The sequence below is a fragment of the Pantoea sp. Fr+CA_20 genome, assembly GCF_024520835.1.
Lineage (GTDB): Bacteria > Pseudomonadota > Gammaproteobacteria > Enterobacterales > Enterobacteriaceae > Pantoea > Pantoea allii.
Genome location: NZ_JALNPN010000005.1, coordinates 98,178 through 122,862 on the forward strand (window position 1 = coordinate 98,178; position 24,685 = coordinate 122,862).

At 56.4% G+C, this 24,685-nt stretch carries 24 protein-coding genes; 15 read left to right on the forward strand and 9 right to left on the reverse strand.

What is annotated here, in order from left to right; all coding sequences use genetic code 11:
- Positions 1 to 84: 84 nt before the first annotated feature.
- Positions 85 to 567 (forward strand): phosphohistidine phosphatase SixA, encoded by a 483-nt coding sequence (sixA, locus tag NR177_RS08810; protein ID WP_063880351.1) that lies wholly within the window; start codon positions 85 to 87, stop codon positions 565 to 567.
- An 80-nt stretch (positions 568 to 647) separates the two neighbouring features.
- Here the strand turns inward: sixA and NR177_RS08815 are convergent, their stop codons facing one another.
- On the reverse strand, positions 648 to 2,468 hold the full coding sequence (locus NR177_RS08815; protein WP_145393998.1) for a methyl-accepting chemotaxis protein: 1,821 nt from the start codon (positions 2,466 to 2,468) through the stop codon (positions 648 to 650).
- 283 nt (positions 2,469 to 2,751) lie between these two features.
- Complete coding sequence (gene smrB, locus NR177_RS08820; RefSeq protein WP_063880349.1) at positions 2,752 to 3,300, reverse strand: endonuclease SmrB; 549 nt, start codon at positions 3,298 to 3,300, stop codon at positions 2,752 to 2,754.
- A 160-nt stretch (positions 3,301 to 3,460) separates the two neighbouring features.
- Between smrB and prmB the strand changes: the two genes are divergently transcribed.
- The 6 genes from prmB to NR177_RS08850 are packed head-to-tail and all read left to right on the forward strand — an operon-like array spanning position 3,461 to position 8,045.
- A complete protein-coding gene (gene prmB, locus NR177_RS08825) occupies positions 3,461 to 4,393 on the forward strand; it encodes a 50S ribosomal protein L3 N(5)-glutamine methyltransferase (RefSeq protein ID WP_096010913.1) in 933 nt (310 codons plus the stop codon).
- Positions 4,394 to 4,439: 46 nt separating this feature from the next.
- Entirely contained in the window at positions 4,440 to 5,525 is a 1,086-nt protein-coding gene (gene aroC, locus NR177_RS08830) for a chorismate synthase (protein WP_063880347.1), read from the forward strand.
- A 4-nt stretch (positions 5,526 to 5,529) separates the two neighbouring features.
- A complete protein-coding gene (gene mepA / locus NR177_RS08835) occupies positions 5,530 to 6,348 on the forward strand; it encodes a penicillin-insensitive murein endopeptidase (protein WP_096010911.1) in 819 nt (272 codons plus the stop codon).
- Positions 6,349 to 6,356: 8 nt separating this feature from the next.
- Positions 6,357 to 7,160 carry a sulfite exporter TauE/SafE family protein gene (locus NR177_RS08840; RefSeq protein ID WP_256852707.1) on the forward strand — a complete coding sequence of 268 codons (804 nt, stop codon included), beginning with the start codon at positions 6,357 to 6,359 and terminating at the stop codon, positions 7,158 to 7,160.
- Between the two features lie 20 nt (positions 7,161 to 7,180).
- The gene (locus NR177_RS08845) at positions 7,181 to 7,726 is read left to right on the forward strand and encodes an elongation factor P hydroxylase (protein ID WP_063880344.1); all 546 of its coding nucleotides are present in this window, start codon (positions 7,181 to 7,183) and stop codon (positions 7,724 to 7,726) included.
- Positions 7,727 to 7,760: 34 nt separating this feature from the next.
- Complete coding sequence (locus NR177_RS08850; RefSeq protein ID WP_063880343.1) at positions 7,761 to 8,045, forward strand: YfcL family protein; 285 nt, start codon at positions 7,761 to 7,763, stop codon at positions 8,043 to 8,045.
- 26 nt (positions 8,046 to 8,071) lie between these two features.
- Here NR177_RS08850 and mnmC read toward each other — a convergent pair whose 3' ends face one another.
- Positions 8,072 to 10,084 carry a bifunctional tRNA (5-methylaminomethyl-2-thiouridine)(34)-methyltransferase MnmD/FAD-dependent 5-carboxymethylaminomethyl-2-thiouridine(34) oxidoreductase MnmC gene (gene mnmC / locus NR177_RS08855; protein WP_256852708.1) on the reverse strand — a complete coding sequence of 671 codons (2,013 nt, stop codon included), beginning with the start codon at positions 10,082 to 10,084 and terminating at the stop codon, positions 8,072 to 8,074.
- A 152-nt stretch (positions 10,085 to 10,236) separates the two neighbouring features.
- Between mnmC and fabB the strand changes: the two genes are divergently transcribed.
- Positions 10,237 to 11,457, forward strand: a complete 1,221-nt coding sequence (fabB, locus tag NR177_RS08860) for a beta-ketoacyl-ACP synthase I (RefSeq protein ID WP_063880341.1) — start codon at positions 10,237 to 10,239, stop codon at positions 11,455 to 11,457.
- Between the two features lie 92 nt (positions 11,458 to 11,549).
- On the opposite strand, the gene NR177_RS08865 is transcribed toward fabB, so the two are convergent.
- Positions 11,550 to 12,989, reverse strand: coding sequence for a PLP-dependent aminotransferase family protein (locus tag NR177_RS08865; protein WP_256852709.1), 1,440 nt, complete (start codon positions 12,987 to 12,989; stop codon positions 11,550 to 11,552).
- An 88-nt stretch (positions 12,990 to 13,077) separates the two neighbouring features.
- Here NR177_RS08865 and NR177_RS08870 point away from each other — a divergent pair, with 88 nt between their 5' ends.
- Positions 13,078 to 13,521: a rhodanese-like domain-containing protein gene (locus NR177_RS08870; RefSeq protein WP_063880339.1), complete on the forward strand. Its 444-nt coding sequence runs from the start codon at positions 13,078 to 13,080 to the stop codon at positions 13,519 to 13,521.
- A gap of 1 nt (position 13,522) precedes the next feature.
- Here NR177_RS08870 and flk read toward each other — a convergent pair whose 3' ends face one another.
- From flk to NR177_RS08890, 4 genes are all read right to left on the reverse strand, one after another.
- Positions 13,523 to 14,563, reverse strand: coding sequence for a flagella biosynthesis regulator Flk (gene flk, locus NR177_RS08875; protein ID WP_063880338.1), 1,041 nt, complete (start codon positions 14,561 to 14,563; stop codon positions 13,523 to 13,525).
- A gap of 114 nt (positions 14,564 to 14,677) precedes the next feature.
- Complete coding sequence (locus tag NR177_RS08880; protein ID WP_145393994.1) at positions 14,678 to 16,180, reverse strand: tripartite tricarboxylate transporter permease; 1,503 nt, start codon at positions 16,178 to 16,180, stop codon at positions 14,678 to 14,680.
- 11 nt (positions 16,181 to 16,191) lie between these two features.
- The gene (locus tag NR177_RS08885; protein WP_172898302.1) at positions 16,192 to 16,623 is read right to left on the reverse strand and encodes a tripartite tricarboxylate transporter TctB family protein; all 432 of its coding nucleotides are present in this window, start codon (positions 16,621 to 16,623) and stop codon (positions 16,192 to 16,194) included.
- Between the two features lie 12 nt (positions 16,624 to 16,635).
- Complete coding sequence (locus NR177_RS08890) at positions 16,636 to 17,616, reverse strand: tripartite tricarboxylate transporter substrate binding protein (protein ID WP_082875239.1); 981 nt, start codon at positions 17,614 to 17,616, stop codon at positions 16,636 to 16,638.
- Between the two features lie 119 nt (positions 17,617 to 17,735).
- Here NR177_RS08890 and tctD point away from each other — a divergent pair, with 119 nt between their 5' ends.
- Together tctD and NR177_RS08900 are read left to right on the forward strand one after the other, a co-directional pair.
- Positions 17,736 to 18,407, forward strand: a complete 672-nt coding sequence (tctD, locus tag NR177_RS08895; RefSeq protein ID WP_063880334.1) for a transcriptional regulator TctD — start codon at positions 17,736 to 17,738, stop codon at positions 18,405 to 18,407.
- Positions 18,398 to 19,786, forward strand: a complete 1,389-nt coding sequence (locus tag NR177_RS08900; protein WP_256852710.1) for a sensor histidine kinase — start codon at positions 18,398 to 18,400, stop codon at positions 19,784 to 19,786. Before tctD ends, NR177_RS08900 begins: the two co-directional genes overlap by 10 nt.
- Here NR177_RS08900 and NR177_RS08905 read toward each other — a convergent pair.
- Positions 19,767 to 20,666, reverse strand: a complete 900-nt coding sequence (locus tag NR177_RS08905) for a DMT family transporter (RefSeq protein WP_256852711.1) — start codon at positions 20,664 to 20,666, stop codon at positions 19,767 to 19,769. The two genes, NR177_RS08900 and NR177_RS08905, sit on opposite strands and share 20 nt — an antisense overlap.
- Positions 20,667 to 20,815: 149 nt before the next feature.
- On the opposite strand from NR177_RS08905, the gene pdxB reads away from it, so the two are divergent.
- From pdxB to NR177_RS08925, 4 genes are all read left to right on the forward strand, one after another.
- Positions 20,816 to 21,949: a 4-phosphoerythronate dehydrogenase PdxB gene (gene pdxB, locus NR177_RS08910; protein WP_063880331.1), complete on the forward strand. Its 1,134-nt coding sequence runs from the start codon at positions 20,816 to 20,818 to the stop codon at positions 21,947 to 21,949.
- A 107-nt stretch (positions 21,950 to 22,056) separates the two neighbouring features.
- Positions 22,057 to 23,067, forward strand: a complete 1,011-nt coding sequence (locus tag NR177_RS08915; RefSeq protein WP_256852712.1) for an aspartate-semialdehyde dehydrogenase — start codon at positions 22,057 to 22,059, stop codon at positions 23,065 to 23,067.
- Entirely contained in the window at positions 23,067 to 23,870 is an 804-nt protein-coding gene (gene truA, locus NR177_RS08920; protein WP_109717424.1) for a tRNA pseudouridine(38-40) synthase TruA, read from the forward strand. The genes NR177_RS08915 and truA overlap by 1 nt, the downstream gene beginning before the upstream one ends.
- 25 nt (positions 23,871 to 23,895) lie before the next feature.
- Complete coding sequence (locus tag NR177_RS08925) at positions 23,896 to 24,546, forward strand: DedA family protein (RefSeq protein WP_063880328.1); 651 nt, start codon at positions 23,896 to 23,898, stop codon at positions 24,544 to 24,546.
- Positions 24,547 to 24,685: the final 139 nt, after the last annotated feature.

Below are 24,685 nucleotides of genomic sequence, written 5' to 3' on the forward strand. Positions count from 1 at the left end.
AGGGTACAACACGACGTTCATTCGCAGAATGAAGCGCCTGACGCGAATGCATCAGGCGATGTCGACAAACTACAGCGGTGCTTTATGCAAGTTTTTATCATGCGTCACGGCGATGCGGCTCTTGAGGCTGCCAGTGATTCGGTCAGGCCTTTAACGCTTTGTGGATGTGACGAATCACGTCAAATGGCAAACTGGTTAAAAGGTCAGTCTGTTGACATTGAACGTGTACTGGTCAGTCCTTATCTGCGTGCGCAGCAAACGCTCGCCACGTTTCGTGAGGCCTTTCCTTTGCCAGACGGTGAGGATATTTTGCCGGAACTCACGCCCGGCGGCGATCCCGGTCTGGTGGGATGCCATTTGCAGGCGCTGGCCAATGAAGGAGTGAAATCGGTGCTGGTGATCTCTCACTTACCGTTGGTGGGATACCTGGTGTCGGAACTGTGCCCCCAGGAAACACCGCCAATGTTTGCCACTTCTGCAATCGCCTGCGTTGACTTCGATCCCGCTGAAAGCCAGGGCACATTGCTGTGGCAGATTAGCCCGAAAAAACTGGCGAAAGCCATGTAATGATGTCGGGCCATAAAATGGCCCGAACATGCATGAATCCTCAACGGAACAACCATCCCGTCAGGCTTTTCCCGAACAGATTACGCAATCACAAAACGTGATACCGAGCCTGCCAGCGTTTGTGCCTGGTCATGAAGCGCACTGGCCGCCGCAGAGGACTGTTCCACTAACGCCGCGTTTTGCTGCGTCACGTTATCCATTTCAACGATAGCCACGCCCACCTGCGCAATGCCGCGGTTCTGCTCTTCAGATGCCTGAGAAATCTCGTTCAGTATCTCTGTCACATTGCTGACTGAGGTAACGATTTCACCCATGGTGTTGCCTGTCTGACTGACCAGTTGCGAACCCGCGCTGATACGGGCAACCGAATCCTGAATCAGCGTTTCGATTTCTTTCGCGGCCAACGCGCTGCGCTGCGCCAGGTTTCTCACTTCACTGGCGACGACGGCAAAACCCCGACCCTGTTCGCCGGCCCGTGCCGCTTCGACCGCAGCGTTCAGTGCCAGGATATTGGTCTGAAACGCGATGCTGTTAATCACGGAGGTGATCTCCGAGATTTTTCCTGAGCTGGCAGAAATTTCATTCATCGTGCTGACCACGCTGGTAACCAGTTGTCCGCCACGGCTGGCCGTGTCGAAGGTTTCCTGCGCCAGTCTGCTGGAATGATGAATATTATCGGCATTCTGTTTTACGGTGGATGTCAGCTGCTCCATGCTGGCTGCCGTTTGCGCAAGGGCGGCCGCCTGACTTTCCGTTCGCGCAGACAAGTCATTATTCCCGGAGGCGATTTCTGCCGACGCCTGACTCACGCTGGTGACGCCGCTGCGGATACCGCTGATAATCCGGCGCAGTTCATCACTCATTTCACCTACCGCATGCATGAGTTCGCCCAGTTCATCCCGGCGAGAGGTGTGCATCACGGTGCTGAGATCGCCACGTGCCATTTGTCGGGCAATATGCAGAAGCTCAGATAAGGGACGCGTCAGCTGGCGGGTAATAAACAGCGCAATAAGAATACCCGCAATGATGGCACCAATAACAATGGTCGCCATCAGCCAAACGGCTTGTCTGGCATCGTGATTAGTGGCGTCCAGCTGTTGGGTGAACAACGCATTGCTCATATCGGTCAGGGTTTTGCCTGCCGCCGCCAGTTCGGCTGTGGCCTCTTCGCCCGCTTTTACCGAGGCCATCATCGCGCTGATATCCGCTTGTTTTGTCACGAGCTGTTCACTGATTTTGTCGATTGCTGCAGCGTCTGCGGGGTTAAGCCGAGATTTGATCTGCGCAATAAGTCCGACGGTTTCAGTGAGGAAGCTGCTGAGCACATTGCGATCTTCATCTTTATGCTCAAGGCCAAAGAGTTTCACCCGCACCGCTACGCCGCTCAAATGCTTATTGATCTCCTGCAACGCGGCGGCGGTCTGCGCGTCACCGTTATTGCTTGCGGCGAGCTGACCAATAGCACGCATCTCATCAGCCACGGAGAGATTCGTCAGCGCCTGCGTACCGTCACGGACGGCCTGCACGGTACCGGCCCGTTTCTGCCGGTAAGTGGCAATGGCCGACGGCATCGCGGTAATCATTGCCTGCTGACTGTCATCCCAACGAAAAACGCCCAGGTTTTTCAAGTTCTGATCTACCTCTTTCAGCATGTCTTCGTTCAGAACGATGAATTTTTCATCATGTGTTTTAACGAATTGCAGGCGGGCATCTTTGGCCTGTGAAAACCTGTCATTGACGCTTTTAAGCTCCCTGAGCTTTTCGGCCCGCACGCTAATGTCATTCAGATTTTTAATGCCGCATATCGCGACAGCCAGACTCAACAATAAAATAAGCCCAAAACCGAGCATGAGCTTTTTGCCCACTTTTAAATTCTCAAAAAAATTACTCAACCCGCTCATTCAAAAAGTTCCCTTGGTCAATGTGCCAATAATGTTCAAACGTAATATGCCTAAATGCCTGAACGTTATCGGCAGCGGGAAAATTGTATTCAGTATAAATAGTTTCTTAAGCAAATAGTCTGCGTCAGCCTGAACAGAAATCAGCAGAACGCCCGGACAATAAGTGGCGGAATGACGCGTGATGAGGGAAGAAGGTGTAACGCAGTGGCGCGGATTCCCCCGGCAAAGGGGGAACAAGCGGGACGGCAGGGCAAGGGGCTTAAGACGTTTTTTTGCCTGAATATCAAGGCAATTCTGGCGGTTGCCACTCTTCAATTTCAATAAGGACTAATAACGCGGCATCGCCGCCAAACATTTTGGGTGCCTGGTGAAAGGCCATCACCCAGGGATGCTGGGCCAGCCACAACGGCGTTTGTTGCTTTAAAATATGTTTACCATGTCCGGTCATCACGCTGGCACAAAAAAGGTGTTCGCGACGACAGGCGGCAATCAACGCGCCTAACTCCTGCTTGGCTTGCATCTGGGTCAGCCCGTGCAGATCAAGAAAAATCTCTGGCGTGTAATCACCCCGGCGCAGCTTCTTCAGCTCAAAGTGGCTCACGTCGGCACGAACATAGCGCGTTGCCCCTTCAGTGGACAGCAGCGGCTGGAATTCATCTGAAAAGTAGTGGCTGTTATCCGCTTGTTCAGACAACAGTCTTTTTATCGGGACTTCCCGGGTTTTGACTGCCGGTTTGTGCACGATAGTGTCTTGTTTTAATTGACGCGTGCCCGTCATCAACTGGCGAAACAGCGCTTGATCATCCTGGCTCAGGGGGGTTTTTTTACTCATTATTCGTAAATCATATCTGAGGTGGCTGATTAACAGCAGAAGCCGATACCTTACCGTTAACCGTCATTAATTGTCAGCTTTTTCACCTTGCCGCGCTGAATTCTCCTCGGCTTCGTGGCAAACTATCGGCCGATTTAGTAAAAGGCCTGCGGAGGGCTACGTGGACAAAATTTTCGTCGATGAGGCAGTGAATGAACTGCACACCATTCAGGATATGCTGCGCTGGTCGGTAAGCCGCTTTACCGCTGCCGGAATCTGGTACGGACACGGCACAGATAATCCCTGGGACGAAGCTGTCCAGCTGGTTCTGCCCACGCTGTGGTTACCCTTAGATATCCCGGAAGATATGCGAAACGCGCGCCTGACAGCCAGCGAACGCCATCGCATCGTTGAGCGCGTCATTCGCCGCGTGAACGAGCGTATCCCGGTCGCCTATCTCACCAACAAGGCCTGGTTCTGCGGCCATGAGTTTTACGTTGATGAACGCGTTCTGGTGCCTCGTTCACCGATTGGTGAACTGATTGAAAACCGCTTTGCCGGTTTAGTGACGGAAAAACCGCGTCATATTCTGGACATGTGCACCGGCAGCGGCTGTATTGCGATTGCCTGTGCCTATGCGTTCCCGGAAGCTGAAGTCGATGCGGTGGATATTTCTCATGATGCGCTGGCGGTAGCCGAGCAGAATATTGAAGAGCACGGTCTGATGCATCACGTGACGCCGATTCGCGCCGATCTGTTCCGCGAACTGCCGCCGGTACAGTACGATCTGATCGTGACTAACCCGCCTTATGTTGATGCAGAAGATATGGACGACCTGCCGAGCGAATATCAGCATGAACCCGAACTGGGTCTGGCTGCGGGCAGCGACGGGCTTAAACTGGTGCGTCGCATCCTCGCCTGCGCGCCGGGCTATTTGAGCGAACAGGGCGTGCTGATTTGCGAAGTGGGTAACAGCATGGTGCATATGATGGAGCAATATCCTGACGTGCCTTTCACCTGGCTGGAGTTCGACAACGGCGGTGACGGTGTCTTTATGCTCACCCGTCAGCAGATCGTTGATGCACAGCACCATTTCTCATTTTATAAAGACTAAAAGGGTGGGCGAACTTTCGCCCGTCAAACCGTAACAAGGAATCTCAATGGCCGGAAACAGCATCGGACAGTTCTTTCGCGTCACCACGTTTGGTGAATCTCACGGTATTGCCCTGGGCTGTATCGTTGATGGCGTGCCGCCGGGCATTCCGTTAACCGAAGCCGATATCCAGCACGATCTTGATCGTCGCCGTCCGGGAACGTCGCGCTACACCACCCAGCGCCGTGAGCCGGATCAGGTGAAAATTTTGTCCGGTGTCTTTGACGGCATCACCACCGGTACCTCGATTGGCCTGCTGATCGAGAATACCGATCAACGTTCGCAGGATTACGGTGCCATCAAAGACCTGTTCCGTCCGGGCCATGCGGATTACACCTATGAGCAAAAATACGGCACGCGTGACTACCGTGGCGGTGGCCGTTCATCGGCACGCGAAACCGCGATGCGCGTGGCGGCCGGCGTGATTGCTAAAAAATACCTGCAGATGAAGCACGGTATCCTGGTTCGCGGCTATCTGGCGCAGATCGGCGACGTTGCCTGCGAACTGAAAGACTGGAGCATCGTTGAACAGAATCCCTTCTTTTGCCCGGATGCCGACAAGCTGGAGGCGCTGGATGAACTGATGCGCGCCCTGAAGAAAGAAGGGGATTCGATTGGGGCCAGGGTCACGGTTATGGCGGAAAATGTCCCACCAGGCCTGGGCGAACCGGTTTTTGATCGCCTGGATGCTGACCTCGCGCATGCGCTCATGAGCATTAACGCGGTGAAAGGTGTGGAAATCGGCGACGGTTTTGCCGTAGTGAATCAGCGCGGCAGTCAACATCGTGATGAAATCCGCGCCACCGGTTTTCAGAGCAATCATGCAGGCGGTATCCTCGGCGGCATCAGCAGCGGTCAGACGATTAGCGCGAATCTGGCCATGAAACCGACCTCCAGTATTACCGTACCGGGTAAAACCATCACCCGCGATGGCGAGGAAGTGGAGATGATCACCAAAGGTCGTCACGATCCTTGTGTGGGCATCCGTGCCGTGCCCATTGCAGAAGCCATGATGGCGATCGTGCTGATGGATCATCTGCTGCGCCAGCGCGCGCAGTGCGGTGAGGTTAACTCGACGGTGCCACGTTGGTGAGCCTATGAAAATCTTGCTGATGGTGAGTGCGCTCCTGCTGAGTGCCTCCAGCCTGGCGGCAACGCCGTGGCAACGTATCCAGCACCCTGTTGCGGGTGAGCCCAATGCGATTGGGGGCTTTGCCAACGGCTGTATCGTGGGTGCCCAGGCGTTGCCGCTTAACTCGCCGGATTATCAGGTCATGCGCCAGGATCAGCGCCGCTATTTCGGTCATCCCGATCTGATCCTGTTTATTCAGCGCCTGGCAACCCAGGCGCATAACCTCCAACTGGGAAACGTGCTGATTGGCGATATGGGCATGGCGGCAGGCGGGCGCTTTAGCAGTGGACATGCCAGCCACCAAACCGGGCTGGACGTCGATATTTGGCTACAACTGCCTAAAACCCGCTGGAGCGCGCAGCAACTCCTTAAACCGCAGCCGTTGGATCTCGTCACCGCTGACGACAAGAACGTGGTGGCGCGTCACTGGCAGCCTGAAATCGATAGCCTGATCAAACTGGCGGCCAAAGATGAGGATGTGACACGTATCTTCGTCAATCCGGCGATTAAAAAGCAGCTTTGTGCTGATGCAGGTAGCGACCGCGGCTGGCTACGAAAAGTGCGTCCCTGGTTTGCGCATCGCGCGCACATGCACGTTCGCTTGCGCTGTCCTCAGGGCAGCACCGAGTGTGAAGAGCAGGCCCCACCGCCTGCGGGTGATGGCTGTGGAGCCGAACTTCAGAGCTGGTTTTTACCCAAACAGCCTGGTTCTGCGCCGGTAAAACGTGAGCCACCGCCGCTGCCTGCGGCCTGTCAGGCACTGCTGGATAAACATTTACTGTAAGGGTTCCCATGGAATGGTTCGTTGTCAGCCCGCTGTTGGTTGTGCTGCTGTTTTTTATTGCCCTGCTGGCCGGTTTCATTGACTCCATTGCGGGCGGCGGCGGACTGTTAACGGTTCCCTCTTTGCTGGCTGCCGGGCTGTCACCGGCGCAGGCGCTGGCGACCAACAAGCTGCAATCGGTCGGCGGATCTTTCTCATCCAGCCTCTATTTTGTCCGGCGCGGGGCCATCCGACTCAGCGAGCAGCGGCTGAATATCGCCATGACCTTTTTGGGGTCGATTGGCGGGGCCATTCTCATCCAGCACCTGCAGGCTGATATGCTGCGTCAGGTGTTGCCGCTGTTGTTAATCGCTATCGGCATGTGGTTTCTGCTGATGCCACGTATCGGTGAAGAAGACCGCGTTCACCGTCTGCAGGGGCTGCCTTTCGCCCTGATTGGCGGTGGCTGTATCGGCTTTTATGACGGTTTTTTTGGGCCGGGTGCCGGCTCATTTTACGCACTGGCCTTCGTTACGCTGTGCGGTTATAACCTGGCAAAAGCCACCGCGCACGCCAAGCTGCTTAACTTCACCTCCAACTTTGGTAGCCTGCTGTTTTTTATATTTGGTGGCAAAGTGGTGTGGGGCACAGGGCTTATCATGATGCTGGGGGCATTTTGTGGCGCCCGGCTGGGTGCAAGGCTGGTGCTGGCACGTGGACAAAAGCTGATCCGCCCGATGGTGGTAATCGTTTCGGCGGTCATGAGCGCCAAACTGCTCTGGGACAGCCACGGCAGTGAATTGATGGCCTGGCTGACCACGCTGAATCTGTAATACTTTTACGTGATGATTTAATGACAACAACTCATAACTACGAACAGCTGATCGCGCTGTTTGATGATTGCTTTAGCCACGACTTTCAGACCCGTCTAATTAAAGGCGATGACGAACCGATCTATCTTCCTGCGGATGACGAATCGCCATGGAATCGGGTGGTGTTTGCTCATGGATATTACGCCAGCGCGTTACATGAAATTTCGCACTGGTGCATCGCGGGTGAAGCCCGGCGCAAGCTGGTGGATTTTGGTTACTGGTATTGTCCGGATGGTCGCGACGCGCAAACGCAAAGCCAGTTCGAAGCGGTAGAGGTTAAGCCGCAGGCGCTGGAATGGATGTTTTGTGTGGCTGCAGGCTTTCCCTTCAACGTCAGTTGTGACAATCTCGAAGGAGATTGTGAGCCAGATCGCATTGTGTTCCAGCGAAAGGTTCATGCCCAGGTCATGAACTACCTGGCGTCGGGTATTCCTGCCCGTCCCGCACGCTTTATTTCAGCCCTGGCTGACTATTATGGCAGGCCTTCTCTGACCGCATCGCAATTTCCCTGGCCGGACGATTTGTGATGCAGAAGGGACTTAATAACAGAGGAATGATGAGATGATCGCAGAATTTGAGGCACGTATTCTGGCCCTGATTGACGACATGGTTGAGCACGCCAGTGACGATGAGCTATTTGCCAGCGGTTATCTGCGTGGCCACCTCACGTTGGCAGTGGCGGAAGTGGAACGCCTGGACGAACACACGCCGCAAGCGTTACAGATCCAGGTGACACGAAGCCTGCAAAACGCTATCGCCGCCGGAGAATTATCGCCCCGGGATCAGGCGCTGGTGATTGGTATGTGGGATAACCTGTTTTTACAGGCCCGCCAGCAGTCTGCCTGAATGCACGGGGCGGTACGCCGCCCGTGCTAGTTCCCCGCTTTTTTGCCCTTCAGCAATTTTCTTACCCAATAACGATTTGGATTGAGCGCCGCCAGCGTGCTGGCATCCAGCGGCTGGGGTTCGCCGCTGAGCTGAGCCGCCAGCACTTCTGCCGCCAGGGGCGCACTGCACAATCCACGTGAGCCAAGCGCGCCAAACACATAAAGCCCTGAAAAATACGGTGCCGTTTCGCTTTCTGCTTCGCGGGCGCGTTGCTGTGCAAGATCCGCATAGGTGGTAAGCGTCGCCGCGTAATCCGGCACGCTGCCCACCATGGGCAAATGGTCCCGGGTGGCGCAGCGCACGCCATTGCGCGCCTCGCCCTGGCTGACGTCCACTTCATCCACCCACCTGCTGTGGGGCAGGCAGTGCTGCAGACGGCTGCGGTTTTGCTGCTGGTCGTCTTCACGGTAGTCCGTTGACGTATCGCCACGGTGATAGCTGGCGCCGATACAGTGCGTCCCAAACTGTGGGCTGGCTGGGGTCAGATAACCGTCATAACAGAGCACCGTTTTCAGCGCCGATAACGCGGGTGAAGCCGGAATATGACTGACCTGGCCGGCGACCGGATAAACCGGCAGCGAGTCGGTCTGGGTCAGATGGGTAATCGCATGACCGTTGGCCAGCACCACAGCCTGGTGGCAGGTGGCGGGTTGTTCACTGAAGGTCAACTGCCAGCCTTGCGAATGCGGTTCCAGCGCGGTGACGCGGTGCAGCCAGTGAACACGCAATCCGAGTCGTTCTCCGTAGGATAACAACGCAGACGTCAATTCGGCCGGGGCTAACCAGCCACCCAGCGGATAAAAGATGCCGCCACAATCCAGCGCCACGTTGGCCAGTGCCTCCGCCTCGTCGCGATTGACGCTGTAAGCGACCTCAGCCGGTAAGGCCATCTTCAGCATCTGCGCAATCTTGCTGGCACTTTTCTCGTCCCAGCCCAACTGTAATACACCGCTCCAGTCATGTTCGTAAGGGAGATCGAGTGCGTCATACAGGCGACGGGCGAAACTGAATGCAGCAGGAAAGAAGCTGGCCAGCGCGGGATCGTGCTGATTCAGCAGGGGATACAGCGCGCCCTGGCGATTACTGGACGCGCCCAGAGCGGGTGCCTCATCGGCACAGTAGAGCGTTACCTGAAAGCCCCGGCGCAGCAGCGCAAGGGCCAGCGTGGCGCTTGCGACGCCGCCGCCAATCAGGGCAATCTCCTTGCCGGACAGTGCAGGGCGCGCATACCAGGGCTGGCGATGCGCCAGCGCGGGTGCGGTCTCAAGCGAACCGCACAGCATTTCCCGTTTTGGCCCGAACCCTTTACGCCGGGTCACCGCAAAGCCCGCCTGTTGCAAACCGCGCCGCACAAAACCCGCCGCCGTAAAGGTCGCGAAGGTGCCACCCGGTCGCGCCAGTTTTGCCATCGACTGGAACAGGTCAGGCGTCCACATATCGGGGTTTTTCGACGGCGCAAAGCCATCTAAAAACCAGGCATCGACCTGACGATGCAGACTGTCATCAAAATTATCAATTAGCGCATTAATATCGCCTAACCACAGATCCAGCGTGATGCGGCCCGAATCAAATAACACACGTTGGCAGCCCGGCAGTGCCAGGGGCCACTGGCACTGAAGTTGTTCAGCCCAGGGGGCCAGTTCGGGCCAGTGCTGATGCGCCGCCGTCAAATCGGCCTGGGTCAGCGGAAATTTTTCAAAGCTGATGAAATGCAGTCGTTTTAAGGCCGCATCAGGATGGTGGCGCTGAAAGGAATCAAAGGCTTGCCACAGCGTCAGAAAATTAAGGCCTGTGCCGAAACCGCTTTCGGCAACAATCAGCAGATCGCGTTGATGCTGATGAAAGCGTTGCGGGAAATCATTGCCACCCAGAAAGACATACCGCGTCTCTTCCAGACCGTTGTCATTGGAAAAATAGACGTCGTTAAACGCTCGGGAAACAGGTGTACCCTGTTCGTTCCAGCTCAGTTGGGCGTGTTCAACCTGGGGCAGTTTCACAGTAAAGGCTCATTTTTCAGGGAGTGTCAGGATTTTATCGGTCGACGTGACATGACGCAAATTTACAAAAGGAAATGGCTGATCGGACTTGTTCGGCGTACAAGTGTAAGCTAGAGTGCTCGTCAAATAACAGAAGTGGTGAGGATGATTGAATGAAACGTGCTGTGATTACTGGCTTAGGGATCGTTTCCAGTATTGGTAATAACCAGCAAGAGGTGCTGGCATCTCTGCGTGAGGGCCGCTCAGGCATCACTTTTTCCCAAGAGATGAAAGATTCCGGCATGCGTAGTCACGTCTGGGGTAACGTTAAACTCGATACCACTGGCCTCATCGATCGCAAAGTTGTGCGTTTTATGAGTGATGCGTCCATCTATGCTTACCTCTCTATGGAAGAGGCTATCAAAGATTCTGGCCTTAGCAACGAGGCTTACCAGAACAATCCACGCGTTGGTCTGATTGCAGGATCTGGCGGAGGTTCCCCACGTTTTCAGGTTTTTGGTGCGGATGCCATGCGCAGCCCACGCGGTCTGAAAGCGGTAGGCCCTTATGTGGTGACCAAGGCGATGGCGTCAGGCGTTTCAGCCTGTCTGGCTACGCCGTTCAAGATCCACGGCGTAAACTATTCGATCAGTTCAGCCTGTGCGACTTCTGCGCACTGTATCGGTAACGCGGTTGAGCAGATTCAGCTGGGCAAACAGGATATTGTTTTTGCGGGCGGCGGCGAAGAGCTGTGCTGGGAAATGGCCTGTGAGTTCGATGCAATGGGCGCACTGTCTACGCGTTACAACGAGACGCCAGAAAAAGCCTCACGTACCTATGATAACGAACGCGATGGCTTCGTCATTGCGGGCGGCGGCGGTATGGTCGTGGTTGAGGAACTGGAGCATGCACTGGCACGTGGTGCGCACATTTACGCTGAAATCGTAGGTTACGGTGCAACCTCAGATGGTGCAGACATGGTCGCGCCATCGGGTGAAGGCGCAGTGCGCTGCATGAAGATGGCGATGCACGGCGTGGACACGCCAATCGACTACCTGAACAGCCACGGTACTTCTACCCCGGTCGGTGATGTCAAAGAACTGGGCGCGATTCGAGAAGTGTTTGGCGACAACACGCCGTACATTTCTGCCACCAAAGCGATGACCGGCCACTCCTTAGGGGCGGCGGGCGTGCAGGAAGCCATCTACTCGCTGCTAATGCTGGAGCACAGTTTTATTGCCCCAAGCATCAATATCAGTTCGCTGGATGCGGCGGCAGAAGGCATGAATATCGTGACGCAGCCGACAGAAAAAACGCTGACCACCGTGATGTCTAACAGCTTTGGTTTTGGTGGCACCAACGCCACGCTGACCATGCGCAAATACCAGGCATAACGCTGGATTAAAACGTCATGCTGCACGCAGCATGACGTGAACCCTACGAAAAGGTCGGCGCTTGCCGGCCTTTTTTACGTTGGGATTGCCACTCAGCCACTATTGCGTGATGAGCCTGCTGAAAGCAGCCTGACCAGCTTGTCGCACCCGGCCACAATCTCATCGGGCGTTAGCGCCGCAAAGCCTAAAATCCAGCCTTGCTGAGGTGCGCTATCGCCGTACAGTGGGCTGAGTCGGGGCAGTAATAAACCCACCTTTGTCGCCTGTAACGTTAAGGCGGCGTCGTCGCCCTGCACCAGTGCAACGGTTGTCTGCAATCCAGCCGGGCAGGGAAACGGCCTGAGCCATGGCGTCAGACGCTGCGCTAGCTGCTCCAGCAGGCGATCGCGACGGCTGTGATAAAGCTGGCGCATTAGCCGCAAGTGGCTGGCAAAATGCCCCTGCTGCATAAATTCTGCCGTTACCGCCTGCGGCAGCAGCGCGCTATGCCCGTCCAGCAGGCTGCGCGCCCGGCCTAAAGGTGCCACCAACGGGCCTGGCACCACCATCCACGCCAGACGCAGCGAGGGAAACAGCGATTTCGAAAAGGTTCCGAGGGTAATGACCCGGCTATCGTTGTCGAGCGCGTGCAGCGCAGGCGCAGGGCGATCGTCATAGTGAAACTCGCTGTCGTAATCGTCTTCAATCAGCCAACTGCCGTGACGACGTGCCCAGTCCAGCCAGGCGAGACGGCGCGGCAGGCTTAAGGACACGCCGGTGGGATACTGATGCGAAGGGGTCAGATACATCAGTTTTGCGGAACCGGGTTGGGGAACCGCACCCTCGGCATCCACCTGAATACCGCGCACTCTGGCCGCCGCAGAAAGAAAAGCATTACGCGCCCCCGCATAGCCCGGCTCTTCCATCCAGATCTCATCACCCGCATCAACCAGCATTAGCGCCAGCAGCTGCAGCGCCTGTTGTGAACTGGTTAAAATAATCACCTGATCAGCCTCGCACTGCACGCCACGTGACAGAGCCAGATAGTCAGCAAGCGCGCGGCGCAGTGGCAGATAACCCAGCGGATCGCCGTAGCCCATCACGTCAGGGCCAGCGGTGCGCTGAACGCGGGCGGTTAACCGCCGCCAGAGAGGATGAGGAAAGGCACGTAAATCCGGCGAACCTGCCGCAAACGCATAGGGAAAGGGCGCATCCTGACAGCCGCCCGTTGCCAGCATCTGCTGGCCGCGCTGTGAGAATGTCGCCATCCGGTTGGCGCGCACGCGGGGCGAACTGCCCGGCAGCGTGATGGCGACGAAGCTGCCTCGACCGGATTCACGCCGCAGGTAACCTTCACTTTCAAGCTGGGCGTAAGCGGCTTCAACCGTGACGCGCGACAGCGCTAAATCGGTTGCCAGCTGACGCGTTGAGGGCAGTTTCTGCCCGACCTGAAGGTGCGCGGTTTCAATCCACTGACGAAGTGTGGCGCACAGACGGTCGCGCAGACCTCCGGTTGCCTGATGATGAAACAATTGCAGCAGCGGCGACGTCATAATGGTCTTATCACCTCGTTGAAAGCGGTATTATTCAGTAGGCCACTTTGCCGTAAACTGCCTGTCTGTCACAACAGGAGAAAAAAGAATGTCATCTGTTTTAGGTTTTCCCCCGGCGTTACCGCAGCAGAGCGTTGCGTATCTGCAGGCCAAACTGGCTTATTACACCGATGCCTGGGATCTGGCTGACGATCTGGCCCACCAACGGCAGGGGATTGTCGTGATCGATGCCCGTCAGGTGGAAGCCTGGCGGGCAGGCCATATCAGCGGCGCGGTAAACTTCCCTCATCGGGAAATCAATGAAGCCAGCACGGCTTCTTTGGATCGCGACCTGCTCTATGTGACTTACTGCGATGGCATCGGCTGTAATGGCTCGACCAAAGCGGCGTATCAACTGGCGTTACTGGGATTTAAAGTCAAAGAACTGATTGGCGGGCTGGATTTCTGGAAGCGAGACGGTCATCCGATGACATGGGGCGATGAGGCGGGCGAATGGCCGCAGACAGCTTCTGCGGCATCCTGTGGGTGTTAAATTACAACACCAGCCACAGTAAAAAGGCCAGAACAATCAACCCCACGACCGCGCTCAGCACCGGGCGCGCTGCCAGCGGTTGCAAAGCCGGCGGCAGCGAACCGGAAATGGGCGCCCATATCGGATGCGGATTCAGTTCGTTGTCGGCCAGGGCTTGCTCATGGGCTCTTTCCGCCCGACGCGCAAACAGGAAGTTAAGCAGATCCTGGGTTTGCGTCGGGGTCAGCACCATTTGCGGCGTGGCCTGAAAACGTTGCAGGCTGTAATCCTGCAGCATCTGCTGTTCACGCTGATCCAAAGGATGTTTTAACGAGGCTTCAATCAGCTGTAACGTCGGCGCACTATGCTGGCTCAACGTCTGACGCACCTGCAAATACTGTGTAAGCAGCGGGTAATGGCGCGACGGAATAGGATCGCCGCTGGTGAGATTGACCAGCTTCAGCGCAGCGGTCCATATTTTGCCACTGGATTCGCCTGTCGCGGCAGCCAGACGAACAATTTGCTGATTCAGCGCCTGATGCTCGGCAGGCAGCAGCGAACGATCGCTGGTACGGCTCTGTTGGGGTTGCGGAATCGCCATCTGGCCATTTTGCAGCATGGTTAATACCTGGCGCAGCTGGTCCTGGGTTAAGGCGCTCAGCACCGTCTGACCAAACTGCTGGCGGATAAAATCACTGACCGCCTGGCGATTATTACCTTTCGGCAGCAGGTCGGTCAGCTGCGTCATTAACTGACGTGTGCCGTGGCCTGTCTGCACCTGCGCCAGGCGGGCATTGAGAAACTGCTCCGCAGCCGGAAAATGGCGCGACTGAAGCTCTGCTTCGCTTTTAACACCTACTTCATGGCGTAAACCGGCCCAGAGTTCGGGCGCCTTAAGCGTGCTAAGCGACATAATGCGCACAATCAAACGCTCAAGCGTCGTGCGCTGGGCAGGAGAAAGGGGCTGTTCACCGGCAACGCTTCCTGCACGCGGGGCGTCAGTTTGCGGATTAACAGATGAACGATCGCCGACCGGCACACCGGGGCCGCTGACAGGTTGCATGGCGGATTCCTTGGGAAACAGAACAGCGTGGGGTGCGCCGGAAACAGAATACGCTATGATAACAAAAGCCCCTGGGAAATCCACGGGGCTTGTGTGTTTCGCACAAAGATTTACTTACTGATGCACGGGGGCGGGTTTACGGCGCAGTCGTTTCCACACCAGAGGCACAATCAATACGGCTACAGCCAGGATAAGCAGCACCTTGGCAATCGGGCTTTCCCACAGGATAGCCATTTCACCATTGCTGATAGACAGCGCCCGACGCAGGTTTTGCTCCAGCATTTCACCCAGTACAAACCCCAAAATCAGCGGTGACATAGGGAAATCCATTTTTCGCAGGATATAGCCGAAAATGCCCAATCCCACCATCAGCAGCAGGTCAAAGGTGGTGCTGTGAACCGCATAAACGCCCACCGCGGAGATGGCGGCGATAGCCGGGACTAAGAACCACAGCGGAATCGTCAGCATACGCGCAAACACGTTAATCATCGGGATGTTCATGATCAACAGCATCAGGTTGCCAATCAGCAGCGCGGCAATCAATCCCCAGACAATATCCGGCTGCTCAGTAAACATCGCCGGGCCAGGGGTGATGTTATACAACGTTAGCGCACCGACCATCACTGCGGTGGTACCGGAACCGGGAATGCCGAGCGTCAGCATCGGAATAAACGAGCCACAGGCGGAGGCATTGTTCGCCGCTTCCGGCGCAGCCACACCGCGAATATCCCCTTTACCAAACTGATCGCTGCCGCTGATTTTTTTCTCGGCCATGTAGGCGATAGCACTGGCGATGGTCGCGCCCGCGCCGGGTAACACACCCACAAAGAAGCCAATAAACGAGGCACGCAGCGTGGCACCGGTAGACATGGCGGCCTCTTTCATATTGAACATCATGCGGCCACTTGCGCGGACCACTTTCTGCCCGCTGTGTGTGGATTCCAGCATCAGCAAAATTTCGCTGACCGAGAACAGGCCAATGACCACCACCACAAACTGGATGCCGTCAGAAAGGTGCACACTGTCAAAGGTGAAGCGATAGACGCCGGTATTGGCATCGACGCCCACGGTCGCCATGCTCAGCCCGATCAGGGCCGACAGGAACGACTTAAGTGGATTCTGACTCATCATGCTGCCCAGACAGGCAATGGCAAAGACCATTAGCGCAAAATATTCGGCCGGACCAAACGCTAGCGACCAGCGGGCCAGCAACGGGGCGAATAAGATGATGCCGAGGATGGCAATGGTGGAACCGACGAAGGAGCTGACGGCAGAGATCGAGAGTGCCACACCCGCTTTGCCTTGCTGCGCCATCGGGTAGCCATCCAGCGCGGTCATGATCGCGCCGGCATCGCCCGGGACGTTGAGCAAGATGGAGGAAATGCGCCCACCGTATTCACAACCCAGATAAACCGTCGCCAGCAGAATCAACGCTGATTCGGCAGGCAGGTGCAGGGCGAACGCCAGCGGCATCAAAATCGCCACGCCGTTGATCGGCCCGAGTCCGGGCAGTAAGCCGACGATCGTGCCGATAAAGCAGCCGATGAGGGCAATCAGCAGGTTTTCAGGCGTCATGGCAACGGCAAAACCGTGCATCAGGAAAGACCAGGTTTCCATTATTTCTCTCCTTAATTGAACAGGCTGCCAGCGGGCAAGGTCACGTCAAGTAAACGGTCAAAGGCGTAGAACAGTGACCATCCCATTACCGCACCGGAGAGCAGGGCGGCCCACCAACGTGCACCAAACAGCATGCCGAGACCGAAAGTCAGCAGCGAAGTGGATAGCGGAAAGCCCAGGGTTTCAAACATCCCGCCGTAAACCAGCATCATCACCGCCAGCGCCACCAGACGTTTCATCGTGGCTGCCGTGGGCCACTGGATGTCATCCGGTTTTCTCAGCAGCAGCATCAGGGCACAGAATGCCATCAGGCTGAGAAGGATGAGCGGAAAAGGACGCGGTCCAACGGGCTCATAGCTGTATTCGCTTTGAATTTGCCAGGCGATGACCAGGCCTGCCAGGCACATCAGTAGCCACAGGGTGGCGAAAATACGATCGCTCATGATGTCCCCCGGTTACTTAGCCAGACCAAAGGATTTCGCCTGCTCGCGGTAAGCGGCAACCTGATCTTTCACGTATTTATCCAGTTCTGCGCCGAACATATTGAATTCAAACAGGCCACGCAGTTCGCGCTGCTTTTTGAACTCTGGGGTTTGCACCATTTTCTCGAAGGCGCTCTGCCACCACTGATAATCGGCATCGCTGACTTTAGGGCCAAGATAGAAGCCACGGATAATGGGCCATTCCACGTTAAATCCCTGCTCTTTGGCGGTCGGAATTGACGCCAGCTGATCGGGCAGGCGTTTGTCTGCCATTACCGCCAGCACGCGCAGTTTGCCCCCTTGTAAATGCGGCACCATCTCGCTGAGATCGCCCGACATTACCTGAATATGATTCCCCAACAGGGCGGTGACCACTTCACCTCCGCCTTCGAAGGCGACATAGCGCATTTTGCGTGGATCAATACCGGCTTCTTTTGCGATCAGCGCGGTTTTCATCCAGTCCTGGCTGCCGATGGAGGCACCCGCGCCCACCACCACTTTGGTCGGATCTTTTTTCATCGCGGCCATGAGCTCGCCCAGGTTTTTCCACGGCGCGTCTTCACGGACGGCAATCATGCCGTAATCGGTGCCAATCGCCGCCAGCCACTTAACGTCATCAACCGAATAGCGACCAAACTTGCCCTGGGACAGATTCAGCAGTGAGCCACCCGAAAAGGCTACGACCGTACCGGCTTCGGCAGGACGCTGCGCAATGATCGCGTTATAGGCCACTGCACCCACGCCGCCTGGCATATAGGTGATGCGCATCGGTTTCTCAATCTGTTTGGTTTCCATCAGCGAAACCTGAATCAGCTTACAGGTCAGGTCGAAACCGCCACCGGGTTTAGCCGGTGCGATGCATTCCGTTCTGTCTGGTGCAGCGGCATAGCCGGATGACGGCAACATTAAAGCCAGCAGGGCAGAGGCGAGGGCGGTATGGATTATTTTTTTCATCGTGCGCTCCATCTTTCTTCCAGAGTGTGATTACCACCGACAATTCGGCGTTGCTGAATTGTTAAATCAGTAACCTTTCATTTACCTTTCATTGATGAGGTTTAGTGAAAGGATGTGATATGCGTCTCTTACTGGTTGAAGATACGGCGGAACTGGGGCGATGGTTACAGAAAGCGTTAACCCAGAAAGGCTTTGCCGTGGACTGGGTGGTCGATGGCGTGGCGGCCGACCACAGCCTGCAAAGCGAAGACTATGCGCTGGTGGTGCTGGATGTCTCTTTGCCGCGTCTGGATGGCATCGAGGTCTTAACGCGGCTGCGCCGTCGGGGACAAAATATGCCAGTGCTGCTGCTGACCGCGCGCACTACGCTGGACGACCGCGTGCGCGGCCTGAACACCGGTGCTGATGACTACCTGACCAAACCCTTCGAACTGGATGAACTGGATGCGCGTCTGCGTGCGCTGTTGCGGCGTTCACAGGGGCAATCACCACAAAATCAAACGCTGGGACAGCTTGAGCTTAACGGCGAGGGCTACTTTTTGCTGGACGAAAAACCCCTGGCGCTGACGCCGCGTGAGTCCAGTGTGCTTACCACGCTGATGCAGCGCCGTGGCCGTCCGGTCTCGCGGCAGCACCTCTATGAGCAGACCTTTACGCTGGTGGACGAGGCCAGCCCGGAAAGCATTGAGCTGTATGTCCATCGGGTGCGGAAAAAACTGGCCGGGAGTGATGTGGGCATTGTGACGCTGAGAGGGCTGGGCTATAGCCTGGAAACCCTGCCATGCGACTGATTCACTCTCTACGCGGTGAGCTGCTGGCGTGGCTCGGCCTGCCGCTGGTGCTGCTGTGGATTCTGTCGGTTTATACCCATTATCAGAGCGGTCTGGCGGCGGCGAATCAGGCCTACGATCGCTCCCTGTTGGCCTCTGCGCGCACCGTCGCCGAGCGGCTGGTGGTTCGTCATCAGCATCTGGAGGTGGATGTGCCCTGGGTGGTGCTCGACAGCTTTGAGCGCAATATGAATGACCGCCTGTATTACCAGGTGATTTCGCCCCAGGGCAAAACGTTATCAGGCTATGACGGGCTGCCCCCGATTCCTGCCACCAGCGAAATGTCTGAAGCCTATCCCGCGTTAGTGCATTTTTATGACGGGCTTTACCAGAAGCAGCGCATTCGGGTGGCTGCATTATGGCAGCCGGTCAGTGACTCGGGCGTGGAAGGCATGGCGCTGGTGCTGGTGGCGGAAACCATTCACTCCCGTGAGGCATTTGCTCAGGGGCTGATGCGCACTGCGTTACTCAGCCAAAGCGCGCTGGTATTCATCACGCTGTTACTGGCGAGCATGATGCTGCGCCGGGTATTGCGGCCGCTGCGCCGTCTGTCACGCATCGTGCTGCGCCGTAACGGCGCGGCGCTGACACCGTTACCGTCCCTGCCGTGGTCGGAGTTACAGCCGCTTATTATCGCCTTTAATCGCTACCTTGAGCGACTGAGAGGGCTACTGGCGCGGCAGGACAGGTTTAGCGCCGATGCCGCTCACCAGCTTCGCACCCCGCTCACCATCCTTAAAACCCAGATCAGCACGGCGCTGGACAGCGACCGGCCTGAACAGTGGCGCGAAAGCCTGCAGGGCATGCAGCATACGCTGGATGACACCATCCTGCTGACCGATCGCCTGCTGCAACTGGCGCGAATTAAAGCCCGTCACGGGGAAGATAAGCCCATGGCGCGGGTGGATTTAGCGGCCATCGTCCGCGAGGCCTGCTTTAGCCGTTATGCCGCGGCACGCGCAAAATACATTGATCTGGGTTATGAGGGTGATGAACACAGTGAGGTGAAAGGCGACGCGCTGTTGCTGGGCGAACTCTGTGCCAATCTGCTGGATAACGCGATTAAATATACCCCTTCTCAAGGGATGATCACTGCGCGCCTCCAGGGCGGAACGCTTCAAATTGAAGACGCGGGACCGGGGATTAGCCCGGACGAGCAGCAAAAAGCGCTGCAGCCTTTTATCCGGCTGGATAATGCCGCTATGCATGCCGGCGCCGGCATTGGGCTGGCGCTGGTCCAGGATATTTGTGCCTGGCACGGTGCTGTCGTGACGCTGGATCGCAGCCCGTTACTGGGCGGGCTACGGGTTACCGTCCAGTTCAATGTGGATCGGTGTTAACCGGTTTGCGCGCGGTTAACGGCCTGCGCAGCCGCTGGGCCAGCAGAACGCCCGTCAGCGTCAGACCGCCGCCAATCCAGTGATAGCTGTGCAGATGTTCATGCAGAAACAGCACCGCAATGATGGCGGTAAACACCGGTGTCAGATTCATAAAAATACTGGTGATGCTGGCCCCTAACTTTTGAACGCCATGTATCCACAGCCAGGGCGCAAGAATAGAGGCAAACAGCCCGGCAAAGGCCACCAGGGGAAGATTGCGCGGCGTGAGCGAGACATCTGACGTCATCAAAAAGCCGGGTAACAGCAACAAAACGCCAAAGGCAATTTGCACGTAAAGGCTCTGCCAGACCGGCAACGGAATCGACCAGCGTTTTGTCATCACGCCATAAAGCGCATAGCAGCTGGATGCCGCCAGCATCATCGCTTCTCCGGCACCGATACCGTGATTCAGCAGCTGGTGAAGGTTGCCTGCGCTGACCAGCCAGATTAAGCCGCAGAACGAAATCAGGCTGCCCACCAGAATGCCCACCGTCGGCGCAATCCGCAGGACCAGCACGCTGAGCAACACCGTTAACAGCGGAATCAGCGCCGCAATAATGCCCATAAACAGGGCGCTCACGCTGTGGGCGGCATAGTAAGCCAGACTTTGATACAGCGCCATGCCCAGCAGACCCAGAACCATCAAACGCCAGAGGTGCGGCCTGATTGCCTGCCAGCGCCGTATTACGCCGGGTAACACAAACGGCGTTAACACCAGCAACGCCAGTAGCCAGCGATAAAAGGAGATGGCTGCAGGCTCGATTGCCCCCGCCGATAATTTATTAACGATAGCGTTAACCGACCAAATCAATACCGCAAACAGCGGAAACAGAAAAAACATAGCATGACTCCAGCCTCAGACCCGCGGCAGTTTACGCCTGTCTGACATGCTTCTGCCAGCCTTATGGTCGACGGCATGGGGAGGTTAGGCTAAGGCGGGGCTTTTGTGCCAGAATAGCGCCCTTAAATGCAACACACAGGAAAGCCGTGGTGAAAATTCTCGTCGATGAAAATATGCCCTACGCCCGTGAACTCTTTAGCCGTACGGGCGATGTGGTTGCCGTACCTGGTAGGCCATTACCCGAAGCGCAATTAGCCGACGCTGATGGACTGATGGTGCGATCGGTCACTCAGGTTAACGCGGCGTTACTGCAGGATAAACCTGTCAGGTTTGTGGGCACGGCCACGGCCGGGACGGATCACGTCGATGAAGCCTGGCTGGCGCAGGCGGGCATCGCGTTCTCGGCCGCACCCGGTTGTAACGCCATCGCCGTCGTAGAGTATGTTTTTTCTGCCTTGCTGCTGCTGGCTGAACGCGACGGTTTTCTGTTGCGCGATCGTACCGTGGGCATTGTTGGCGTGGGTAACGTGGGCAGCCGTCTGCAGAAACGCCTGGAAGCCTGGGGCGTGAAAACGCTGCTGTGCGATCCACCCCGGGCTGACCGTGGGGACGAAGGGGATTTTCACTCGCTCGATACGCTGGTTGAGCAGGCCGATATTTTGACGTTTCATACGCCACTGTTTAAATCTGGCCCTTACAAGAGCTGGCATCTGGCGGATGCTGCGCGACTGATGGCCCTGAAGCCTGACACCATTCTGATTAATGCCTGCCGCGGCCCGGTAGTCGATAATGCCGCGCTGCTGGAAGTGCTGAACATGCGCCACGATCTGAGCGTGGTGCTGGACGTCTGGGAGCCGGAGCCGGATCTCTCCCTGGCACTGCTGGATAAGGTCGATATCGCCACAGCCCACATTGCCGGTTATACCCTGGAAGGCAAAGCGCGCGGCACCACCCAGGTTTTCGAGGCCTGGTGCGACTTTATTGGGCAACCGCAGCAGGTGCCGCTCGACAGCCTGTTACCGACGCCGGAATTCAGCCAGATCCGTCTGAATGGGCCGCTCGATCAGCCAACGCTGAAACGGTTAGTGCATCTGGTGTATGATGTGCGCCGCGATGATGCGCCACTGCGAAAAGTGGCGGCAAAACCGGGCGAGTTTGACCGCCTGCGCAAACAGTATGAAGAGCGTCGTGAATGGTCATCATTACAGGTGAACTGTGATGATCAGGCCACCGCTGATCTGCTTATTCAACTGGGCTTTAACGCCATATTATCCTCAACCTGATTGGTTCCGCCTGCGTGAACGGCGGGTGAAGGTAGGGATAATTCTGAATCCCCGGGCGGTGACATCACCGCCTTCTGTTTTTATGTCATTGTCTGAGGTAAACCAACATGTCTGACGGCTGGAATATTGCGCTACTTGGCGCAACAGGCGCAGTAGGGAACGCTGTACTGGAACTGCTGGCTCAACGCCAGTTCCCGGTTGGTGAATTGTATTTGCTGGCGAGCGATAACGGTGCCGGTGAAATTAAACGTTTCGAAGGCCGCTCTGTTCGGGTCGAAAACGCGGCGGAGTTTGACTGGTCACAGGCGCAACTGGCCTTTTTTGTAGCCGGTCGCGAGGCATCAGAACGCTATGCAGAAGAAGCGGCGAGTGCAGGCTGCCTGGTTATCGACAGCAGTGAGCTGTTTGCCCTGTCACCGGACGTGCCGCTGGTGGTGCCGGACGTCAATCCCCAGGTGCTGGCTGATTACCGTAATCGCAATATCATCAGCGTGGCAGATAATCTGGTGAGCCAGCTGCTGACGGCGATTAAACCGCTGGTCGATGCGGCAGGTTTAGGCCGTTTACAGGTGACGAATCTGATCTCTGTCTCCACGCACGGCAAAGCGGCCGTGGATGCGCTGGCAGGGGAAAGTGCACGTTTGCTGAACGGCGTGCCCGCTGACGAGCACCATTTTGGTCGCCAGCTGGCTTTTAACCTTCTGCCGCAGCAGGCGGACAGTGAAGGCAGCGTAGAAAGCGAGCGTCGCCTGGTCGATCAGGTGCGTAAAGTGTTACAGGACGACGGGTTGCCGGTTGCCGTCAGCAGCATTCAGGCACCGGTGTTTTATGGCAATGCGCAGATTGTCCACATTGAAAACCTGCGCCCGCTGTCGGCCGAAGAGGCGAGGGCAGAATGGGCACTGGCGGCCGATATTCGTCTGAGTGAAGAGGCCGAGGTGCCGACGCCGGTCACGGATGCCTCCGGCACCGATGAAATGAGCATCGGCTGTGTGCGTAATGATTACGGCATTCCGGAGCTGTTGCAGTTCTGGTCAGTGGCGGACAACGTTCGTTTCGGCGGCGCACTGATGGTCGTAAAAACCGCTGAGAAGCTGGTCCAGGAGTACATGTACTGATGTCAGAAGGTCAGACAAAAAAACTGGCACTGGGCATTGAGTACGACGGCAGCCGTTACTATGGCTGGCAACGTCAGCAGGAAGTGCGCAGCGTGCAGGAAAAGCTGGAGCGGGCGCTGTCGAAAGTGGCTGACCATCCGGTCAGCGTATTCTGTGCCGGCCGCACCGATGCCGGGGTCCATGGCACCGGACAGGTGGTGCATTTTGAAACCGTGGCGCCGCGTGCCGATGCGGCCTGGACGTTAGGCGTCAACGCCAACCTGCCTGATGATATCGCTGTGCGTTGGGTAAAGGCGGTGCCGGATGACTTTCACGCCCGCTTTAGCGCGACGGCCCGGCGCTATCGTTATCTGATTTACAATCAGCGGCTACGTCCGGCGATTCTGGGCAACGGTGTAACGCACTTTTACTATCCTCTGGATGTGGAAAAGATGCAGCGTGCCGGTCAGTGCCTGCTGGGCGAGAATGATTTTACGTCTTTTCGCGCCGTGCAGTGCCAGTCGCGAACGCCGTGGCGCAATGTGATGCACCTTAATGTCACGCGTCAGGGGCCTTATGTGATTGTCGATATCAAAGCGAATGCCTTTGTGCACCATATGGTGCGCAATATTGTCGGAAGTCTGATGGAAATTGGCTGTGGAAATCAGTCAGAATCCTGGATGGCTGAACTGCTGGCCGCCAAAGACCGTACCCTGGCAGCGGCGACGGCGAAAGCCGAAGGGCTTTATCTGGTTGCGGTGGATTATCCCGCGCATTTTGCTTTACCACAGCCGGCGATGGGGCCATTGTTCCTCGCGGATTAATTAACCTTACGTACAAGGGATCGTTATGGAGTTCATCCATTTTGTGGTCGATTTTATTCTGCACATTGACGTGCATCTGGCCGAATTAGTAGCGCAGTATGGCATCTGGATTTACGCCATTTTATTCCTGATTTTGTTCTGCGAAACGGGATTAGTGGTGACGCCGTTTTTGCCAGGGGATTCGCTGCTGTTCGTGGCAGGGGCGCTGGCCGCGTTGCCGGGTAACGATCTCAACGTGCATCTCATGGTGGCGCTGTTGGTCATTGCCGCTATTCTCGGGGATGCCGTGAACTACACCATTGGCAAACTGTTTGGCGAACGGCTGTTCAGTAACCCAGACTCAAAGATTTTCCGCCGCAGCTATCTCGATAAAACCCATGCGTTTTATGCCCGTCACGGGGGGAAAACCATTATTCTGGCCCGCTTCGTGCCTATCGTGCGCACCTTTGCGCCTTTCGTCGCCGGAATGGGGCACATGTCCTATCGCCACTTCGCGCTGTTTAACGTCACTGGCGCGCTGGCCTGGGTGCTGCTGTTCTCCTATGCGGGTTATCTGTTTGGCGATTTGCCTGTGGTGCAGGAAAATCTTAAGCTGCTTATCCTCGGGATCATCGTGGTATCGATTCTGCCGGGTGTGATTGAAATCTGGCGTCATCGCCGCCAGGCTAAGCAGTAAAATCCACCCTGAGCAGCGGCGTTGCTCAGGGGTAAGACCAGATTTTTATCCACAGTCTTAATTGGTTGTGGTTTAATGAGCGACATTTACCGTCTGCTGAAGCGGTTTTCAGCAGTATCGAGACGACTGGACCAGGTCA

What these genes read in the sequence shown, in the direction of transcription:
- NR177_RS08900 (WP_256852710.1), top strand. Translation starts at nt 18,398, where the DNA reads ATGCGACTGATTCACTCTCTACGCGGTGAGCTGCTGGCGTGGCTCGGC.
- sixA (WP_063880351.1), top strand. Translation starts at nt 85, where the DNA reads ATGCAAGTTTTTATCATGCGTCACGGCGATGCGGCTCTTGAGGCTGCC.
- fabB (WP_063880341.1), top strand. Translation starts at nt 10,237, where the DNA reads ATGAAACGTGCTGTGATTACTGGCTTAGGGATCGTTTCCAGTATTGGT.
- NR177_RS08925 (WP_063880328.1), top strand. Translation starts at nt 23,896, where the DNA reads ATGGAGTTCATCCATTTTGTGGTCGATTTTATTCTGCACATTGACGTG.
- NR177_RS08850 (WP_063880343.1), top strand. Translation starts at nt 7,761, where the DNA reads ATGATCGCAGAATTTGAGGCACGTATTCTGGCCCTGATTGACGACATG.
- NR177_RS08845 (WP_063880344.1), top strand. Translation starts at nt 7,181, where the DNA reads ATGACAACAACTCATAACTACGAACAGCTGATCGCGCTGTTTGATGAT.
- aroC (WP_063880347.1), top strand. Translation starts at nt 4,440, where the DNA reads ATGGCCGGAAACAGCATCGGACAGTTCTTTCGCGTCACCACGTTTGGT.
- truA (WP_109717424.1), top strand. Translation starts at nt 23,067, where the DNA reads ATGTCAGAAGGTCAGACAAAAAAACTGGCACTGGGCATTGAGTACGAC.
- NR177_RS08815 (WP_145393998.1), bottom strand. Translation starts at nt 2,468, where the DNA reads ATGAGCGGGTTGAGTAATTTTTTTGAGAATTTAAAAGTGGGCAAAAAG.
- tctD (WP_063880334.1), top strand. Translation starts at nt 17,736, where the DNA reads ATGCGTCTCTTACTGGTTGAAGATACGGCGGAACTGGGGCGATGGTTA.
- NR177_RS08840 (WP_256852707.1), top strand. Translation starts at nt 6,357, where the DNA reads ATGGAATGGTTCGTTGTCAGCCCGCTGTTGGTTGTGCTGCTGTTTTTT.
- NR177_RS08880 (WP_145393994.1), bottom strand. Translation starts at nt 16,180, where the DNA reads ATGGAAACCTGGTCTTTCCTGATGCACGGTTTTGCCGTTGCCATGACG.
- flk (WP_063880338.1), bottom strand. Translation starts at nt 14,563, where the DNA reads ATGCAACCTGTCAGCGGCCCCGGTGTGCCGGTCGGCGATCGTTCATCT.
- smrB (WP_063880349.1), bottom strand. Translation starts at nt 3,300, where the DNA reads ATGAGTAAAAAAACCCCCCTGAGCCAGGATGATCAAGCGCTGTTTCGC.
- NR177_RS08890 (WP_082875239.1), bottom strand. Translation starts at nt 17,616, where the DNA reads ATGAAAAAAATAATCCATACCGCCCTCGCCTCTGCCCTGCTGGCTTTA.
- NR177_RS08915 (WP_256852712.1), top strand. Translation starts at nt 22,057, where the DNA reads ATGTCTGACGGCTGGAATATTGCGCTACTTGGCGCAACAGGCGCAGTA.
- mepA (WP_096010911.1), top strand. Translation starts at nt 5,530, where the DNA reads ATGAAAATCTTGCTGATGGTGAGTGCGCTCCTGCTGAGTGCCTCCAGC.
- NR177_RS08865 (WP_256852709.1), bottom strand. Translation starts at nt 12,989, where the DNA reads ATGACGTCGCCGCTGCTGCAATTGTTTCATCATCAGGCAACCGGAGGT.
- NR177_RS08905 (WP_256852711.1), bottom strand. Translation starts at nt 20,666, where the DNA reads ATGTTTTTTCTGTTTCCGCTGTTTGCGGTATTGATTTGGTCGGTTAAC.
- NR177_RS08870 (WP_063880339.1), top strand. Translation starts at nt 13,078, where the DNA reads ATGTCATCTGTTTTAGGTTTTCCCCCGGCGTTACCGCAGCAGAGCGTT.
- NR177_RS08885 (WP_172898302.1), bottom strand. Translation starts at nt 16,623, where the DNA reads ATGAGCGATCGTATTTTCGCCACCCTGTGGCTACTGATGTGCCTGGCA.